This is a genomic window from Bradyrhizobium sp. CCBAU 51765 (assembly GCF_015291725.1).
Taxonomy (GTDB): domain Bacteria; phylum Pseudomonadota; class Alphaproteobacteria; order Rhizobiales; family Xanthobacteraceae; genus Bradyrhizobium; species Bradyrhizobium liaoningense.
In genome coordinates this window covers 7,098,977-7,117,765 of the sequence record NZ_CP030038.1, presented here as the reverse complement: position 1 = coordinate 7,117,765, position 18,789 = coordinate 7,098,977, and the positions used below count along the sequence as shown (strand labels likewise).

At 55.6% G+C, this 18,789-nt stretch carries 11 protein-coding genes; 4 read left to right on the top strand and 7 right to left on the bottom strand.

What is annotated here, in order from left to right:
• Positions 1–999: 999 nt before the first annotated feature.
• The 3 genes from XH96_RS33105 to XH96_RS33095 all read right to left on the bottom strand — a co-directional run bounded on the left by XH96_RS33105 (position 1,000) and on the right by XH96_RS33095 (position 8,030).
• Complete coding sequence (locus XH96_RS33105) at positions 1,000–3,282, bottom strand: di-heme-cytochrome C peroxidase (protein WP_305853283.1); 2,283 nt, start codon at positions 3,280–3,282, stop codon at positions 1,000–1,002.
• 46 nt (positions 3,283–3,328) lie between these two features.
• Positions 3,329–4,630: a hypothetical protein gene (locus XH96_RS33100; RefSeq protein WP_246789853.1), complete on the bottom strand. Its 1,302-nt coding sequence runs from the start codon at positions 4,628–4,630 to the stop codon at positions 3,329–3,331.
• 178 nt (positions 4,631–4,808) lie between these two features.
• Entirely contained in the window at positions 4,809–8,030 is a 3,222-nt protein-coding gene (locus tag XH96_RS33095) for a hypothetical protein (protein ID WP_246789852.1), read from the bottom strand.
• A gap of 862 nt (positions 8,031–8,892) precedes the next feature.
• Here XH96_RS33095 and XH96_RS33090 point away from each other — a divergent pair.
• The 4 genes from XH96_RS33090 to XH96_RS39505 all read left to right on the top strand — a co-directional run bounded on the left by XH96_RS33090 (position 8,893) and on the right by XH96_RS39505 (position 12,067).
• Positions 8,893–9,723 carry a hypothetical protein gene (locus XH96_RS33090; RefSeq protein ID WP_194389629.1) on the top strand — a complete coding sequence of 277 codons (831 nt, stop codon included), beginning with the start codon at positions 8,893–8,895 and terminating at the stop codon, positions 9,721–9,723.
• A gap of 440 nt (positions 9,724–10,163) precedes the next feature.
• Positions 10,164–10,457, top strand: coding sequence for a multiubiquitin domain-containing protein (locus XH96_RS33085; protein WP_194389627.1), 294 nt, complete (start codon positions 10,164–10,166; stop codon positions 10,455–10,457).
• Positions 10,432–11,628, top strand: coding sequence for a ThiF family adenylyltransferase (locus XH96_RS33080; protein ID WP_194389626.1), 1,197 nt, complete (start codon positions 10,432–10,434; stop codon positions 11,626–11,628). The genes XH96_RS33085 and XH96_RS33080 overlap by 26 nt, the downstream gene beginning before the upstream one ends.
• Complete coding sequence (locus XH96_RS39505) at positions 11,609–12,067, top strand: DUF6527 family protein (protein ID WP_246789851.1); 459 nt, start codon at positions 11,609–11,611, stop codon at positions 12,065–12,067. Before XH96_RS33080 ends, XH96_RS39505 begins: the two co-directional genes overlap by 20 nt.
• Before the next feature lie 178 nt (positions 12,068–12,245).
• On the opposite strand, the gene XH96_RS33075 is transcribed toward XH96_RS39505, so the two are convergent.
• From XH96_RS33075 to XH96_RS33060, 4 genes are all read right to left on the bottom strand, one after another.
• A complete protein-coding gene (locus tag XH96_RS33075; RefSeq protein WP_194389624.1) occupies positions 12,246–12,494 on the bottom strand; it encodes a hypothetical protein in 249 nt (82 codons plus the stop codon).
• Between the two features lie 1,128 nt (positions 12,495–13,622).
• Positions 13,623–15,176, bottom strand: coding sequence for a metallophosphoesterase (locus tag XH96_RS33070; protein WP_194389623.1), 1,554 nt, complete (start codon positions 15,174–15,176; stop codon positions 13,623–13,625).
• Positions 15,177–15,744: 568 nt separating this feature from the next.
• Positions 15,745–17,382, bottom strand: coding sequence for a protease pro-enzyme activation domain-containing protein (locus tag XH96_RS33065; protein ID WP_194389622.1), 1,638 nt, complete (start codon positions 17,380–17,382; stop codon positions 15,745–15,747).
• Between the two features lie 693 nt (positions 17,383–18,075).
• Positions 18,076–18,708: a hypothetical protein gene (locus XH96_RS33060; protein WP_194389621.1), complete on the bottom strand. Its 633-nt coding sequence runs from the start codon at positions 18,706–18,708 to the stop codon at positions 18,076–18,078.
• Between the last annotated feature and the right edge of the window lie 81 nt (positions 18,709–18,789).

The window sequence follows — 18,789 nt, the reverse complement described above, 5'->3', positions numbered from 1 at the left end:
AAAGTTTCGGTCTCTGCGAATGCCTGTAATCTGCTGCCGCACTTTCTAAAAGCCTCCCTGGCATCGGCCAGTCTTTTTTTTATCGCCTCGACCTGTGGGTCTCGTGGCCTGAACATATTTGAGCGTAACTCAACAGGTAGTGCGCTTACATTGCCGAAATGTATGAGGGTCTCTATGCATTCCTTCTTTAGATCGAAGAACGCGCGAACAGGTTTGCCGACAAACTCCGCAGTAATCCAGCCAATGACCGCTCCTAAGGCGCCCAGAGCGACCGGTTCAAGCCAAGCAAAAAGTCGCTCACTGTACGCAGACCTCAAGCCGAAAGGTCGGTGCAATTCTGCCGCTTCCTATGCGGTTGGTAGCTGCTGTCATCAAAAGAGCCCCAAAAGGCGCAATCAAGCGCAGCTAGCGGACGAGTGCAAGTGGTCCGTTAATCGTGGCGGACAGTCCATCCGGACTGATCGCTTCCTCCTCGGACCAACATGGCGACTAATAACTGATCTGATTTACGGCACGGATCATCCGTGCGACCAATTCGGATTATCCATGACCTCGCGGCGGACCGCGTGGCGTCTAGGTGACTGAACACGCGCTTGGGCGCTTATTCTAAGCTGTGCCGTTGGTTAACGTCGCTAACGCCGAAGACGGCACTGATGGCAAGGTATCGTGGCTGGGATTTTGCTCTCACGACGGCACATCAGGTCGATACGAGCCATGGAGCGCCGTCCGCTGCGTCTTTTGTCGTGGTAATCGAGCGCGATGGCAAGCGGCTCGCGGTCCCGCCTTCCTCACGGCGCTCGGTATTCGGCCATAGCAGGGGACTCAGCAACCTGCTCTGGGAGCCTGCTACACGGGGTCAGCCAGATTTGTCCTTGATCCCCTTGGGATCAAGGTTTCGATCGCATCCCGAGTGGCACGCGCGCTGACGAGGCGCGCGCGACGTCGGCGGAAAGTCGAAGGTGGCGGCGCCGACACACAGGCCGACGGGCAACCCATCGCTCATAAAGTCTTGAGATACTCAACAAGCGCTCGGCGCTCGGCTTCGGTCAATTCTGGTCCGATGACGCCAGGCGGCAGCTTCGTTAAGTCGGTTTCCTTGCCCTCGAACGAATGTCCGCGATTGCTGTTGCCAAGCAGCGACACATCAAAGTTCGTAAGGCCGGCCGCACAGCTCTCGACCGCCTTTGCTTTTGTAACAAGCCCGACCTTGACCGGGTCGAACGCACGACTGCCGACGCAAAACGACCTCGGCCGCTCGGCTTGCGGCACCAACATGTCTCTCAGTGTCGGAACAGACCCATTGTGAAGATAAGGAGCCGTTGCCCAAACACCGTCCAATGGGCGAGCCCGGTACTGAGGCTCAAGGGCGAGTACTGTCTCGTCCTTGCCGTTGTGGCTCGCACGCGCCCCGACATAGACCCGCTGGTTTTGGCAGTTCTTCCGAGGCCCCCACATTTGCCGCTTGGTCTCTTCAGAAGTGCCGTTCGCAATGACCCATTGATCGATCGTTTTGCCGACCACGTCCATGAGCGCGAGTACAAACAGAGGATCTACGCCTTTATCTGCCAGAAGGCCACAACCTCCGGCTTTGTTGAGGTCATCTTCAGGATTTAATCCGAGTGACTCGGGTAGGTGAACGCGCCGCGTCGTGAGGACGTTAGATTGTTGGCGGTCAGTGCCGATCGCCGAGACCGGCATCTGGACGACGTTAAAATAATGCCGTCCGCCGACCTCTACCCAATTCTTCTCGCTCTTGGCTGAGCGATCGGGGTTCTCTGCGCGCCAGAATGAGTCTTCCGGCCACTTTTTGTCGAAGGCAGCATCGTTCACCGGGCCTCGGTGGCATTCAAAGCAGTGAGCACGATAAAGATCGCGACCCTGTTCAACGAGCTTTTCATCGATCGCCCAGGCCGGGTCACCGCGGAATTTCTCCTGCGCGTCCTTCCATCGGGGAGCCACGAGCCCGGTGAATTTTCTGCCTCCTGCATCTTCGGACGAAAAGGGATCCGTGCCGCGCAGAAGCTCTTCGAACCGCGCGATGTCGGAGAGACGTATGGATGAGGCAAAGAGCGGCCTTCCGGGCGCGGCAGCGGTCATATTGATTTTTGCGCTGACACCGAGCGCTTCGCCTGCATTGCGAACGAGTTCGTTGAGAACAGATGCGTCATACTGTGCCCAAAGGAAATACGGCGTGTCCCAGATCGGTGGAAAGCTCACGGGGGCATCGTGGCGCGCGAAGTTGCGCTTGAGGAGTGGCTCGGACAGTTCGCCGGTCAAGGGATCGAGTAGATTGCTATAGAAAACCTGGTTCCCGATCCGGTTCAGCGCATCAAGTCGACCGAACCCTTCATCGAGATCCGCCACTCCCTGTCCCGTCAAAAGTCTGTCGGTCTCCGCCTTTTGCTTCTTGATCTTTTGGAGTGCTAGCTCAAGATCGCTTCGAAGCTGACTTCGATCGACGCTCTGCCCTTTGATCTGCTCCAGCTTGCTGGCGAAACGCTCGAAACGCCATGGCAAGATCAGCGTGTAGCCGATAGACAGCCCGACGGCTCTTTCAACCTCGCCAAGATTGACCATCGCCGGCCCGCCGTCGAACCGTATGCTGACATTCTTGTATTCGAGATGGCCCGTATGACAGGCGGCGCAGGTTAGCCCGATCTGATCTTCATACGGGACGCCAGTAGCCGGATCGACACCGCCCTTGAGGATGGCAAAGCCGACCGGCAAAGCATTCGGGTTCGCGGGCGCGCTTGGAGTCCAACCGGGGTTGGCTATGTCCCCATTCGGCGCATCGTCGTGATAACCGTATGCGGGCGCCATACCCGCGAAGTCCTTTGAGCCAGGACTGGGAATGAAGCCGAGGCGGCGCAGGTAGTTCTCGTCCGTTAAGCTCGTGTAAGAGAAGGACAGCTCCGGGCGTTCCAGGGCCAAAAACCACTGATAAGGGACAGGGATGGTCGCTGTTCCCTGCGATGTGTGGTGAAACCAGTAACGCTGGCGGGCGCTCCAATTTTGCGGGAGCCAATAAGCGCTTTCAATTTTTGATGGCTCGGGCAGGGTTGCAGGCAGTAATTGAGCGACGAGATTGGCATCGTTCTTGATCTTAAGGGCTGCGTCGCGAACTTTCTCCGGGGCGAAATACACCAGGCCGGCTGCCACGATCACGACAACGACGGCTGCTAATAACAGGCTGGTGATATGAGGCCAGCGCATCAACCGGGAATAAAGACGAGAGCCAAAAGAAGGTCTGCCCATAGCGAGGACTCCATCCATCGTTTTCATGCGTCCAGCCGACCCGGCAGGCTACCGGAAACGGCGACGGCGTCTGTTACTTGTTCAACAATTGGCTATTGATGAAGGCGACCACGTCGGACGTCTCGGCTGCCGCGCGCCTGGTTATCGTCGCCGCTGCCGGGCCGCCGCGCAAAAAGGATGGAAACCAACCGAAGTTGCGAACATTCCAGTCTTCTTTCGGCCACACCGCGCGGTTGACGCCCAGCGCTACGAAATTTGGAATTTTCCTGGCGACTGGCTGTGCCGTCTCGGTGTGACAGCTCACGCAATCGGTATTGAAGAAGTGGCTCTTCTTCGTATCGGCAATGGTATTGACGATCTCGATGATGCGGCTGTTGGGCACGTTACCATCGATGAACTCGGAGGTCGAAACACCCTTACGATTACCTTGGGGCAAGGGCGGATTTTGCAACGCCGCGTGTCGACAGGTGACCGGGTTTTGATTGTTCGCGGCCGGTTCCGGGACCACGTGCTTTCCGCCGACGGCGCTGAACATCTGTGCCACGTGCATGCCATCAAGCGTAGGGCCGGGTACTGGGATTAGGCCTGCTTGCGGGACCCTTAACATCGACACGAAAATCCAGGGTTCGGGCGGGGCGATGCCCATCACGGCCATGGTATTGAGGCGCTGCGGCGAGAGGTGCTTCTCAATCAAAGCCTTGAGGGCATCGCGGAACGCCTTTGCCGATGCTCCTACAAGACCCGGATGCACATTCAGATCACCCGCAGTCGAGACTTTGACATTGCCAAACTGTCCGGCCCCAAGCTGATCGCGCAAGGTCGCGACGTCACGAAGGATCGCCTTGAATGCTTCGTCGTCCGGTTTGAATCGCGGGAAGGGCGCGCAACCGTCCAGAGGCGGGTCCGGGGCGAGAGTGAAGCTGAAGATAAGGTGGCCTGCAGTGTCATGAACCTTGAAGCCGTCCGGCCCGTTGGTCACCGGCTGAATGATGAGCCGGATCTGTGGTTGTCGGCCAAACTGCGCGATGATCTCCGGCGACAATCCCGGCGCGCCCGGATCGATGCGGATCCCGGCCACAAACCAGGCGCCGATCTTTTTCACGGCATCGGGAAACTGAATGTGCCGTGCACCCGAATCCGGCACGCCCGGATGCTCCGGATTTTCGGCGTTGGCGATAAAATGCGCGAAATCCGCGTCGGAAAACAGCCGCTGCGGCGATCCCGAAGGGCCCGCAAGATCGGATACGGCGATCAGATTGGCGAGGTCGGCCGCCGACTTCGGCGGAGGAAAGAGAATGGATACATCATTGGGCGCAAGCGGCCTCGACGCGGCTTGCGCCGGAGCCGTTCCTACGTCCAAAGCTGCGACGAACATCAACCCCGCCGCTAACAAGCTTGCGAGCCGTCGCGGAAGCAGAGATCCGTTGATTTGACCCCTCGCGATCATTGGAAAATCCCCCTGTAAGAGCAAAAATTCAAACATCAGCTGTCGAACAACTATATCTCGCCGCTACGCGCCTCCCAAGGCTATGCGGGCGACCGGATCAAACCCTTCATTCCTCACCGTAGAATTGGCTTTGCAAGGTCTTGAGTTTCGTCGGATGCAACGCCTCCTCGATACAGCCGAGGAACATCTCACTGCGTGCATTGACCCGCGCGTGATCGGCTGGATGCGTCATATCCGTTTGCAACGCGCGCACCGTTGTCCAGTCGTTCGCACGATCGTTGAGCAATTCGAACAGCGTTCGGCGGTTGTTCGGCGGAGATAACCGGCCGTCCTTATACCGGTGCAGTCGGAAGTGAGCGAAGGTAACCTTAGCCGAGATCCTCGCATCAAATAGCGCGTCGGGTAGCGTTAGCAGATCAAGTCCTTGTAGCTCGCGTAGCTGCACCATCTGATCCTGCGCTTCCTGATACTGCTCACGGCCGACCAATTGATACATTCCTCTCGGGCGAAACAGCCAGCCGTCGTCCGTTCCGGGCTGGTTGCCAAAATCGTTGTCATCGTAAGCGAGCACGAAATTGGCCAGTTCCTTGGGATGATTCAGCAAAGAGTTCACGTCGACCGCTGGCTTGTTTGCGGCCAGGAGCCTTGAGTTGTTCTTGTCAATGCGATCGCGCCATTTCTGCGGAAGTTGAGAAACCGCGCTGTAAGAAAAGTTCTCGCTGCTGCGAGTAAAATCGGCGCTGTCGTATGAGACGGATCCTAGAATATAGGCAAGGATACGGGGATCCGTTTCCTCGACACGATCCCATTCCTGCAACAAGGCTTTGACCTGCTCGGCCTGATAATAGGCCATATAGCTCTTGCGATATGGCGGAACGGGTGGAGGGGCCGGCGAATGATCTTTGCGCGATTGACTCAGCTGGTGCTCGTAGGCGGCGACTTTTTCCTGGTATTCCTCATAACCGCGCTGTTGCAACCAATTGCTCTCATAACACGCAAGTAATGGCTGCGGCTTGATCTTTGGAGTTGGTTGATATTCCTTCGCTAGCTCGTCGGCGTAGGCAGCCCGTGCAAGTTTGGCATCCTTCAGCGTTTCAAATGCGGCCGCGACCGATCCATTCAGAAGATGGAACAACTTCACCTGCAGGCAATCTGCATTGCTCTGCCTTTCGCGGGACTGATCGAAGTCGTCCTTCGGCACGCAGTCCCAAAAGCGACCGCTGCTCAATGAGATGATATCTTCGGTCTTCTGGGACAGTGTCCAGCCGAGTGGAAGGCTATAAAACAAACCTGTTATGTCTGTCCGGCCGAATGTTGGAAAGCGCTGAACACTGGACGTCATTTCGGCGTCCGGCCGACGGTCGATGCTGGTTGCATGATTGAGGGCCACATAGGTACGGGAGGTCCGCGTGCTTAGAAGCGCGCGCACCGGCTCCATGAGCTCTCCGAACATGAATGAACCATGATCGCCGAACTGCCCGCTGACCAGGGACAGCAGGTAAATCCTGAATTTCGGCGCATCGGAGGTGCCCTTGATGGCGTTAAGCTTCTCAATCAGGTCGAGCGCGGTCTCAATCCCAGAGTTCTCCACATATCCGCCGTCCACCAGGCGCGCCTGCGGATGCGAGGTTATGCAGTCATTTTTGACTGAGACGGTCGCCGCTGGCGTCACCCACGGAAAACGTGCGCTCGTGAAAGCGGCCGTGCTGAGCGGAATATGCAGCGAATGGCTCTTGACCGTTTGGTCCTCCCCAGTGCCCGCACGTTCAAGCGCGGCAAGAACACACAGGTCCGTGTCTTTGGGCTGCAGCGGATCGAAATCAAAGGGAGAGATGACGGCTCGTTTGCCGCTGCCGGCATCTGTCGTGTTGAACAACAGGGCCGGCATGTTGTTATCGGGCGTCCAATGGGACTGGAAGTCAGCCCTTAGCAGATTGGATTGATTGCGGCCGCCCTTGTTGCTGCGGAGGACCCTGTCAGCGGCGTTCTCCAACGTGTATTCGAGGAAGCGCGCGCGATCGAAGGCCGGGATCGCGAGCGGTGAAAACATCTGAGTGAAGTCAGTAAACAGAAAGCCGGCAACCAAAGGCGACAGAAAATCTGTTGTCAGGACGCTTGCTACGCGCTGCTCAACCGGCCCAGGAGCGTCAATATCTTGGACCCGTCCAACCCCTGCCAGGAAATCCGCGATTTTGGGGCATGTTTTTGCGTCGACGGTATTCGGATCAAGGGACGCATTTTCGGCGTGGAGCGCAGCGGCGAAGATTGCCGAACCGACGCTGCCCCCGGACACACCGCTTATCGCAAACAGATGTTGGCGAAATGCCGGACAGAGATCCTGCATCCGCGCAAGAAACCGCGCCGCATTATTGGCGGCATAGATTCCTCCGCCTTGAGCCGCCACAATGAAGACGGGATATTCGCCGAGCCTCTTGGCTTCCTCTACCCGCGGTTTTTGTAAAAGCCACTCGCGGAATCCGGCGGCTGCGGACATGCGCGCTTTTTCCGGGGAGCTGTTTGCTTCAGAGACGTTACGCAGTTCGTGGTCGTCACCTCCCAACAAGGAGGCAAGCAGAAACAACCCGCCAAACACAACAGGAATAAACGGAAACGCAAATCTGATCGTCAAGAGAGCGAAATGGACCGTAAGACCAAGGACGCAAATCGCGAAGAGAGCGATCACGCCGAACGCTCCGACAAATTGTGCGAGCCTATCAGGCACCATAAGGAATGCTGCTGTCAACAGCACGATGCCGCCGATCGAGAGCGCGAGAAACCTGTAACGGATGAAGTAAGCGTTATTAGCGCGGCTCGCTAGATCAATCGAACGATCTCTTGATCCCATTCGCCAAGTAAATGCCACGAAACAGACGAGCATGATTAGCATGGTAATCGCAAGGATGAACAGCACGTTCCTCTCAAACGCGAGCGCCTGGTCTTGAATGCGGAAGATACTTCCGACTTCCTCGACCTCGCCAACCTTTCGCGCCGGCCGCGAGGCGAATTGACCTGCTGTGGCGGCGATGATCGGCAGTGCTCCAATCAGCACGGGAGCAAGTCTTATATAGAAAGCCAGGCGCGCGGAAGGCTGGGGGATTTGCGGTAGGGATGCAGTCGTGAGCTGAAACGCGCTTGCCCAAATCGCTATCGCAATCACGCCCAAGGCAGTGAACTCCTTGAACGTCACCCAACCAAGGTCGTCGGCGGCTATCCGGTAGAGCTCCTGAATTTGATCCGGCAGGTAAAGCAACACCGAGATAGCTACCGACAGAACAATTATCCATCGAAGGTTGCGCAACAAAGTAAACAGCTGCTCGCGCACAGTCATCGCGTCCTCTCCTCACATATTAATGGAGGTCGCTGGCAAGCCACCACAGGAGTGGGCTCGGGTACCAAGCATTCGCGCCAGCTCACATTGAAAGCATTGAGCCCCAAGCATAGGGGCGACTCGAAACAGATTGAATTACGGTCACGCTCGTAGGTAGCGCGTTTAACATTGTGCACTTCCGTACAGGAGTGGTCCGGGAATGTCGATATCTTCTACGCGGCGACGGCAGAGTTTTCCTCCGAATGGCCGCGACTTCCGCGTCGTCGCGCAAATCGGTTGCCGACGTATGACTCCCCTTGATGTGGCTGGCAAAGCCTGATCGCAAACGCTTGGTACGGCCGCCTATCGGAAGAATACGCACTGGCTAGGCAGAGGGTGCGAGATGGCCCGCGACAAGCTGCGATCGGATGTCTTCGGGAGCGACATCTTGCGGCTTTAAAGCAATGTCCCGCGCTTTTGTTCAGCCTAACTTGGGTTGGAAACGCAAAAAAACGGCGCCGCCGCTGCTCTAGTCTGTGCGGCTAAGAAGCTTGAGAGCCTGGTGTGTTGCGCGCCCTGCCGAGGGCATGGCTGACAACAGTCCAGAAGCGATACTAACTGGAATCGAGAGCGGGCTCCTGCGACTCGCCGTCGGCCTCACGTACTCAAGCCTTCCTCGCAGATGAAACGATTGGATCACAAGCGGAGAATTTGTAGCGCGCATACTCGTATCTCGTTTATTCCTGCGCGTGGCTGCCGTAAGGTGGTCGGCGATTTAAACACTGCATCATGCCATTTCCGCCGGCCGCGATCCGGCGGGAATGGCATTCGTTGCTTGTTGTGTATTCGTACTTTGTTTCAACAAGTTGCTTTGAGAATAATCATGCTGCAAAGGCGGTCTAAGCACCCCGACATTCGCACGAAGATCTTAAGCCAAGCATGGGGTGAAAGGCTATGGCAGCCGCCGTTGGCCTGCATCGCAACGGTCTTTCTTGCGGGCTGTTCGCTCCATCCTGTCCAACAGGATGTTACCGGGGTGCGCACGTCTGAGCTTGTGCAATACATTCGTTGCGAAAGCCGGCTGGCAATCCAGGACAAGGCGATTGCACTCTTCCGGAAGGAGGATCTGGCGAACCCTTTGATTGATGAGCTCAGCGCTCTCCGCGGAAGACAGTGGCCGTCGAACCTCAGGACTCGTCTAAACGGGATCGAGCAGGTCATTTACGATCGATACATCCGGAGTGGCATAGCTTGTGATTTTTCCTTCGACATTACTGAGGACAACGGCGCTTCCGGCGTCCTCGATCCCGTCAAGTTGTTCATCAATGGGGCCGCAGGACTCGGCCTGTCGGCAAGCGGCGATTTCAGGCGCGAGAATCTCAGACATTTCGTTGTGGGTGAGACAGCCGAAGATCTCTTGGAGAATGGCCAGCTGGAGTGTGGGCCGAGCTACGACTACAAATCATCCAACTACACTTACCCGATCGCAGCAAAGATCGGCATCGACGAACTGGTTTCGACCTTCTTTGAGGTCAATGAAATCAAGAATTTGTCGCCTGACAAAACGAGCGCGACGATTTTTGCAGATACATTGACATTCACCACGACCATTACAGGATCAGCCTCTCCGCACGTTTATCGTGGCACCGTCGGAAAACCGGTGGGGATTGGCGAGCGCTGCAAGCCTCGGCATCTCCGGATCGAGAGTGGATAAAGGATCGCGGCAAGAAGCTAAAATTGCGGGGCAACCGCTGGTTCCGTCTACCAGACGAACCGTCGTTGTTTCCGCCAAAAAGTTAAAGCCTCGGATTGTCCGAGGCCGTCACCTGATCGGGTGCATACCGGCGATGTCGTTGCTAGAGCGGAGATTGGTAGGTCGACTATGAGTTTAGATCCATGCTTCGGCGGGTACTTTGGGGCTGCAACCCTTCTGTACGTTCCGAGGCTCATAATAGCCTGATCTACCGTTTGTAGCGTCTTCGGGCGCTCCTTCGCTGCTCATACACATTTTGTTCGCGACTCATGTCAAGCGACACGAGGGCTGCGCTTGATCTTTCGATTTAAAGACGAGCGCAAGCGCATGAACAACTTGTCTTCATAAATAGCCTGCCCACAGCCTGTTTTCAGGCGGCGCATCACAAGGACAACTACGCAATGCCAAACCCTAACGAGAATCCCGGCCACTATGGTGGAATTCCCGATCATGGCGGCCGTCCCGCACCGGTCCCGATCTACGTGAACGGTACGGCTTATGAAGTGCCGAAAGAGAAGATTTCCTATGAGGAGTTACTTCAGCTGATCGGAGCCCCGCCTCTGCCCGAGGGGAAGCGATACTCAGTCGTGTACAGCAAAGGCACGGGCAAGCCGACTGGGACGCTGCTTGAAGGTGAATCGGTGCAAGTGAAGAAGGACATGGAGTTCGATGTCACACCGGCTAATCGCTCATAGTAGCGATCTCCTGAAGTTACGAAACGAAGGGCTCCACCTCGGAATCCTTAACGGCTATTTGCACATCAGGGACATTCCCTATGTGACATCTGCCGGCGTGGTGCGCGAGGATGGAGTCCTCGTATCGCAACTGGAAACCACCGTGGCCAATGGCCACGAGGTGGCTGCAAAACCTACGAAGCATGTTGCCTATTGGATAGGCGAGCACCCTTGCCATGCCAACGGCGATAAGATTCGGAGCTTCGAAAACCCCAGCGGGCCTGAAGACCTTGGCGGCGGACTTAAATCGACTTTTACGTTCTCCGCCAAGGCGGACTACCGCGACTACTGGCACAAAATGCGAGCCTATCTCGGCTGGATCGTCGGCGAAGCCCAAAAGCTTCGACCCGAGGTGAAGGCCGAGACGTTCCCGGTCTACGCGACCGACGAAGACGATGACGATGTGTTCCACTACATCGACACCGCCGCAAGTCGAGTTCATATCGCGGCCGACAATGAAAAGCTGGAAGGCCATCGCGTCGCAATTGTCGGCGTGGGCGGAACCGGATCTTATGTACTCGATCTCGTCGCAAAGACACGAGTCGCAGAGATCCGGCTATTCGACGGCGACACCTTCGATCCGCACAACGCTTTCCGTGCGCCGGGTGCGTGGTCGCTCGGTGAGCTCGAGCAGAAGAAATCTAAGGTCGACAACCTCTTCGACATCTACAGCAAGCTGCGGCGGAAGGGCTTAGTGAAGCATTCGGTCCCGCTGGGACCGGACAATCTTCACTTGCTGGAAGGAGTGAACTTCGTGTTTCTCTGCCTTGATGCAGGAAAGCCAAAGCGGGCCACCGTGGATTGGCTGGTTGCGCATGGTATCTCCTTCATTGACGTGGGTCTCGGCATCATTCGAGGGCCGAACGGATTGCAAGGCATTGTGCAGCTCGTTTCCAGCACGGCTCAAAAGCGCGACCATATCGATCGCCGGATGTCGTTCGGCGACGGGGCGGAAGAAGAAAACGAGTACGAGACGAACATCCAGATTGCGGAGCTCAATGCCTTGAACGCCGCATTTGCGGTTATCCGATGGAAGCGTTTCCTTGGCTTCTATCGCGACGCCGGCAAGGAATGTTTCTCGAGCTATCAGATCGCAACGGGTGAACTGTGTAATGAGGAACAGTTTGGCTAGACGGCATCACATTGAACCCAAATTCGTCGAGTTCATCCCGAAAGAACTAGACGAGGGTGTTATCTACGTGTCGCAGCGGTTCAAGACTGCATCTCATCTGTGTTGCTGCGGCTGCGGCCAGAAAGTCGTTACTCCGCTCAACCCGGTGAAGTGGCGACTCACTGTCCAGGGCGCGACCGTCTCGCTTGACCCTTCTATCGGTTTGGGCACCCTCCCGTGCCGTTCTCATTATTGGATACGTCAGTCGCGAATAGACTGGTACACCAATATGACGGACGACCAGACCGCTTACGCGCAGCAAGCGGACCAGTACGCAAGCCGGGTTTACACGGGTGAGGTAAAGCTGCCGCCGCGACCACGTCAGGAAGGTTGGTTAGCAGCAGCGATCCGCAAGTTTATAATGAGTGTAGTCGAGTGGTTACGGTCGCTTTGGAGATAGAAGCGAAGCACGCGCTGAACTGACGGCCAATGAGCGACGGCAAGGACGATCTGAAAGATGCTTATGCTCAGTTCGGGTTGACGTTCTCGCATGGCGGCAATATCGAGGACATCAAACCCTAGTTTGGCATCGGATTTCGTTTAAGACCGTTCTCACTGAATCGAAAAAGGCTGGAAAGTCATTTTACGAGCCGGATGAGGCCGCTCATAAATTGGAGAGGTATCTCGGCAAGCAACATGCAAAGACCATGGGTGCCGTCATTGGCAGTGACAAGCGGGCCGGCGGCGTTAAAGAATTCATCAAGCTCGATCCCGCATTCGACAAGCGAGTGGACGATGCATTGCGACGCCGAAACTACCTCGCCCTTAATTTCTGGAGGGAACGTGGGGGCGAGGTAATATCCGTCAGGCGTCGTAATTTGGTTCACGCAAATCTTCTGGCTTGACCAGCAATTCTTCGAAGATTTGGCGAAACCTCGGGGCCCTTCTGCTCGATAAAGTCGCACAAATCGGAATGAATGCCGACAAGCTCAGAACCAAGGTTGACGAAAGTGTAGCCCGAGTGCAGCGAGAACTTGGCCCGGTAAGCCCTATATCGATCGAAGCTTCTTAGTGCAGCTTCTGATGATCTCTTCTCGCTTCGGGGTAGCGGCGCTTTCCAAAAGGTTCGCGCAGCTCAATACGATTTGCCTATCGTCGTGGTTCATAATTCATTTTCTTGTTTTGATAATGTCTGACGTGTCCTCTGGTCTTTTATTCTTTTCAGCCGACACGTCCGGCACCACTCGCGCATCCTTGGCGTCGGGCGCCGCATCCTCCACTGCGATTGAGCAATCGCCAGCTGGTACAACAACTCCGACGGACACTTCAGACAGTGCGCCGGTGGACACTGAAGCGGTTGCCAACGTCGCGGTAGAGCCGGCCCCGGCTGGATTTGCAGCTCGTTCGCATCATTGGCACTAAATATACTTCACTGATGGCTACGATCACATCATATCCTGGAGATCCAAAGATCGATTCCAATTTCGATAAGTTTGGCGCGCCCATCCCTGCGCGCGAAGGCTTCACATGGTTGCACTCGACGGGCCAATATCTCTATGACGCTCGGAGCGGTGATCTTGAGATAGCGGACTACCAGTACAACCGAACGGTTCCTACATCGAAAATGCGCCGCCCGTTGAGAGTTCGACCTCAACGACAGCGGCAATCGATGAGACGATGAGACTACCGCGTCGGTCACTCTTACAGGCAACTCATAGCCGGAACGTCCTTTTGCCGTCGACTCGTCCCCTGACACAACCCCTCTACCGTCTCGGCACCTCTGTTCGGCGGGCGGAAGCTCGGAATTGCCAGCGAAGCCAACGATTTCGCCACTCCGCGGTCGACACCATTCCCAGCCTGACTTTTTGGGTTCTGGCGAACCTCAGAAATCCGTTCGTCCGGCGAATCCGTCCGATAGGCAGACTAGGTGCCACAGTCGGAAGCAAAGAGGCGTGACGAATGCGCCCTGGAGAGTCGCAGTTCTTGCCAGAACCGCACGATGGCGGTTCAACAGCTTATGGCAACGCGGTTCTTAGGTCGAGGGCGACGTTTTGAACGTCAAAACCGCTTCCATCACCATCTGGGTCATGGAAAAACGACACTGCCCATTGCTTGGACTCGGGATCAAATGCGACGATGTTGTAGCACATCGGCTTTTCATCAACGCCCGTACTTGACCCGCAACCGACCACAATTAGGTCCCGAGACTGGTTGCGGATATCGACACTTGCCAACACGCAGTGTGGAATATGCTTATGTCCATGCAAGATGAGCGATACTTTCCTCATTCCGCACCAATTGACGAATTGATCCGCGTTTTCGAATGTGAGAAAGTTTACTGAGTTCCCAAAGATTTTATCTAGTAGACGTTCATACAAAGCGGTCGGCTGAGCGTCATATTCGTAGGGATGATGGTGTACGATTGCAATTCGCTCGTACTTCTCAACATCGCTGTTCTTTCTCTTCGCTTGATCGAATTCGACAGCAATTCGTAGGCGCTGAGCCTGGCTTACGCCTCCTCTTGCCCAATCGCCGACTTCGCACGAATCGAAAGAGAAGAACACCAAGCGCGTCTCATGATGGATGATTAGTGGCGTAAATCCGAGGTCGTAGACGTAACTTCTGTTCCGTAGCCACCGACCAATCGCGTTGCCCCACCATCTGACGTCGTGGTTGCCAGGGACGAGGATGATGGGGCGTTTTGTCCAATTCTCTAGGGTGTGACGAAATGCCATAAAACTAGCCTTCAGCTTCGCAGAAGGGCTGTGAAACAGATCGCCAGAGAGGACTACGTGGTCCACCGATTTAATGACGCTCGCCAAATGCTGTTCAAGATAGAGTCGGCGCTCATCTGCCTGCGCATGCCCGAAGTGTACATCGCTGATGTGGAGAATGCGAAGGATGGTGCGTAGCTCCGCACGGGCCGCAAGCTCGTTGTCTATTTTATCGACGGAGTCGTTAGGAAGAATCGGGGCAAGCGTTTCTCTAAAGAATTGGAGACCCGCCGGTAGGTTGAGTGCGAGACTTGTGCCGTTCCGCGTCCAGAATACCGTTGCTGGTGGTGCCACCGGAGACCAGGCGAGTTCCCTCAGCCCCGGAAACGGGTCAATTACATTTACGAACGCGCCACCTTCGGATGGCATGAGCACCAAAGTACCAGGTGCAGCGGCGAATTCTTCGAATGCAGAACTCCTTGCTTCCTTTGCTTCCGCGACTTCGATTGTGTCGTAGGGCGGGACAATCAACACGTAGAGCTTGTACCCCGTAAAGAATGGGGCGAGTGGGTTCAAGGCGTTCGCTACCGCCGAAGAACGCATTATCTGCGTGTCATCCATGGGAAGCTGAGACAATGCGCTTCTAGCGGCGATACCGAGAGTTTCTTGCCAATCCTTGTCGTTCGAAATCGTATTTCGATCGTAGCCGTTCTCGTAGGAAAACAGCTCGAGGAAACTACGCAACGTTCGCACGTCAGTGCGGGGCGCTGGTCTCCTCGACTCCGCAGCCTTTGTTTCCTTCGAGATCAGATACGAAATAAAGTTTGTGTGCTCCAAATGAAAAATCGCACCCATGTCTACCATCCTTATGATGATCTAGCGGGGCTGGCGTGAGCAGAATTCGCGATAGTGATCAACGAACACGCGTTGAGTTGCGAGTGGTAACCATGCCGAAGTATACGAGGGTCGAGTCGCAGAAACCACTGCGAAACAGGAGTTTACGGACACCATGTGGAACGGTGGAGAGGCTTCAAAAGATTGGGAAGCTGCCGTTCTAACCGTCGAACTACGCCCGCACGAGGCTGCTGTTTTGGTCTCTTAGGCACCCCTACCGTCTAGATGCGACGTCGGTTCTCGCCGGCCGTGACCTTCAATGGGAAAGAGGCAAGCAAAGAACGGAAGTATGACTAAGCGTACCGCGATGACAGAGACGATAAAACCTGCGAGCTTGGTGCCCTTTTCTGCCAAGCTAGACAGATTATCAAGCCTGCCATGGTGTCACGAAACTGCGTGGTACAGAATTGTTTGCTGCTGCTTTAGAGTCGGGTTAGGAAACGATGCAGGGCTGGTCGCTTAAAGCCAGCTCTGCATCGGTCTCGCGTATTGGCAGGTGTGAGCCGTAGCTTGCTCCGTCGTGTAGCTTCTACGCTGCGACGGATGCCTGCACTGGTGCTTGCGTCAACGCAGCGATCAATTGCTTGACGTCCGGCGCCCCCAAACCGGTGACGCGGTCATAGCCAGTCCCGCCCCTGAATTCGCCATTGCTGCCGGCTGTAATGTCCCGGAAGCAACCAGTGCCATTGAGTGGATAAACAAGCGGATTCAAATACGGAAGCGAGGGTAGCCCGGCTTTTTGGCGTGACTCATTGATGAGAGCGCAAAAACCCGCCCAAACTGGCGCAGCCCAGCTTGTTCCACCAATTCCGGTGGGCTGTCCGTGCAAGACCAGAAACGCTCCTTCATTCGGATCGGCGGCCGCACTCACATCAGGTACCGACCTTTTACTTCCGGTCGGTACGCCTTTGCCTGTTTGCCAGATTGGGCGGGTGAAGAAGATGCTGTCACCGCCCCCACTGCCCGGCCAGCCATCCTCTTGAGCAACGGACCCGTCCCCTGGTGCGAGCCTCAAGCTGGTCCCGCCGACCGCAACGACTGCCGTATCCGAGGCTGCATATTCCGCCTGAAGCGGGCCGTTTGGGGTTTGCCCGTCGCTGTTCGGATTGGAGCCGGCGTCGCCGCTCGACACGAAGACATTTACACCCAATGCAGCGAGTCTGAGGAATTTCTGATGCTGGGTGGCCACTTCGCCGTTCGAGCCTCCCATGAAAGTTTCACCCAGTCCAAGGCTTATTGACAACTGTCTGAGGCTCGGATCGTTCGATGCGTCCGCAATGATCCGATCGAGGGCCCGATCGAGCGCCACAAACTGAAGTGAACCGGTCGCGTAGATTTTAATCTTCGCTCCAGGCGCGATTCCGCTGGTCCACGAGACATCCAGCGTCTCCTCTCCCTCGGGGGCGGGCAGATGGCCAGCGCCCACCTTGATCTTGCCGATCCTTGTCAGGTCGACGGCGATCCCGTTTGCTTTCCAAAACTCAGCAATGTCGTGATCATTTGGGAAAGTGTCTATCAATATCGCAATCGTCTGGCCTGCGCCGGTGACGCCCAACGCGTTCGCATTGTACGCATGGAGAATCTCGGCAACAAGATATGGTGGAGAATTGGCGATATTTGGCGAGGGGAGCCCGTGCCGATCCAGAGTGACGCGATTGCCGTGCACAAGCTTGCGCGCCATGTGCTTGTGAGCGTGACGGAATGGTTGCAGGCCGATGATAGCATGGACGGGTGCGCCGACGGATATGGGGAGGCTCGGCGCATTCTGTGCGGCGGTGTAGGTTATTCCTTGTTTCGTAACCTTCACCATTTGGACGCCCAGGCTTTGTTCGATCTGACCGACAGTGGCCTTGGCGTATATTCCGCTGTCGCCCGGGCTCTCGCCGACGACGGTGAAACCTTGTTCAGTCAACCAAGATTTGAGCGCGTCAACGTCGGCCTTTTTGGGTCGGTACTTCTGACTCAATTGCTCGGCAGATAGTACCTCGCCCTCAGCAACACGCTTTTCCAGATCGTCCTTGTCAGGCATCTCGAGTGAAAAGAGCAATTCCATCGTCTCATTGCGGGTGTCGCTCCTTGCGTGAGCCACCATTAAGCCACTCTTGGTCACTCCGGGCTGGGTGGGCAATTCGGTGACGCTATCTGTAAAGACCTTGCGATCGCTCATGGACATTCTCCCTCAATCACTTGGTGGAATGATCGTCCGCGGCTGGGTTCAAGAGCCGTGCGCTACAACTGGTAGTTTCGCATCTTTATCGTTTTGAGGTGCGGGCCTTTGTGGCTTGGTTCACATTCGCGAAAAATCTCGCGAACGCCAGACGCAAGAGGCTGTTGGGCGCCGTGAGCGACGGTTGAGATTCAATGACCCATTTTCGTTACTGGAGTCAAATGACCTCGCCCAAACTTGATTGCTCCGGGAGCAAGGATCTCGGCATGATACTGCCCACGGCAGATAATAACGTTTGCCAAAAGCGCATGAGCGCGTTTGAGTTGCACAAACAGCTTTCGACTTTGTAGCGGTACGGCGAGAAGAAGTGCCTTCCCACGATCTTGCAATCTGGCAGTTGGACAAAAGATGGCCGAAGTCACATCCTTGCTAGTCTCTCAGGCGATCGTTGCTGAAATTCATCCCGCAAACGTCGCGCTAAAAAGATCGATCGCCTCATTGATGACCCCCCGGCGCGAACTTAAGGCCGAGCATCGTCTTCTTTATGACTCTATCTGTTATGGCCGGTCGAAATTGATCCGGATGCAAATGACCATCGTACGCCTCGTGTATGGTTCTTGCCTCTTGCCGCTTCTTCGATTTCTGCGACTGTAACAAACGGCATCATCGCAGCTTCCTAATGGCCTTGTAGAATCAGCGAAGCGTGTTCTGCAACCTAGTGAGTTGAGTATTGATTGAGCTTGTTAGAAGCTGCTGTAAGAAATCATGTGCGTAAGGATTGTAGCGGTTACGCGCTCTCGCTACACGCATCGGCTTTCCGACGTTGGGACCAAGTGCAAAGGCGAGAGTGATTTTGTCCGTGTTCACCTGAGAAAAATCTGCTAGTGCAGAGATGTTGTTGAATCTCACAAGCGTCCACGTCGGTCCTGTCGCGGTAATCTTCTTTGTGACCACGAATTGGATTGAGCCGCCGAAAACTCCCGCGTCTGTCAGCTTGCGACTTTCATCCAAATCTGCGGTGCTGTTGGCCATTGCGACCATGTCGATAATGCCAAGCGTTCCGGCGAGGGGGGTGTCCGCAACAAGCGGGCATTCATGAGGATCGACGCCGTTCTTCCAGTCCAGGAAAATCTTCCGAGTCGAAAGCTGAATGTTTTCGGTGAAATTGTGCTCGCGCGATTCGCTCAAATTGGCGCTGCCAGCAACGGTCAGCGTAGTGGCAGCAGCAGCTAGCGGGGTTGCATAAGAAAGGCTAGGTGTAAGGCCGCCGGTGTCATTTACATCGAGTGATAACGACACCTCTACATCGTAGTCACCATCCAGCAAGAAATTTCGACTGAACGTCACGGGATCAGTAGGTCGATCATCCCGAACCATATCCCGAATCTCGCATTGAACTCGAGCTAC

Coding starts and splice junctions, on each gene's coding strand:
- XH96_RS33105 (WP_305853283.1), bottom strand. CDS start 3,282: ATGAAAACGATGGATGGAGTCCTCGCTATGGGCAGACCTTCTTTTGGC.
- XH96_RS33100 (WP_246789853.1), bottom strand. CDS start 4,630: ATGTTCGTCGCAGCTTTGGACGTAGGAACGGCTCCGGCGCAAGCCGCG.
- XH96_RS33095 (WP_246789852.1), bottom strand. CDS start 8,030: ATGACTGTGCGCGAGCAGCTGTTTACTTTGTTGCGCAACCTTCGATGG.
- XH96_RS33090 (WP_194389629.1), top strand. CDS start 8,893: ATGCTGCAAAGGCGGTCTAAGCACCCCGACATTCGCACGAAGATCTTA.
- XH96_RS33085 (WP_194389627.1), top strand. CDS start 10,164: ATGCCAAACCCTAACGAGAATCCCGGCCACTATGGTGGAATTCCCGAT.
- XH96_RS33080 (WP_194389626.1), top strand. CDS start 10,432: ATGTCACACCGGCTAATCGCTCATAGTAGCGATCTCCTGAAGTTACGA.
- XH96_RS39505 (WP_246789851.1), top strand. CDS start 11,609: ATGAGGAACAGTTTGGCTAGACGGCATCACATTGAACCCAAATTCGTC.
- XH96_RS33070 (WP_194389623.1), bottom strand. CDS start 15,176: ATGGGTGCGATTTTTCATTTGGAGCACACAAACTTTATTTCGTATCTG.
- XH96_RS33065 (WP_194389622.1), bottom strand. CDS start 17,382: ATGAGCGATCGCAAGGTCTTTACAGATAGCGTCACCGAATTGCCCACC.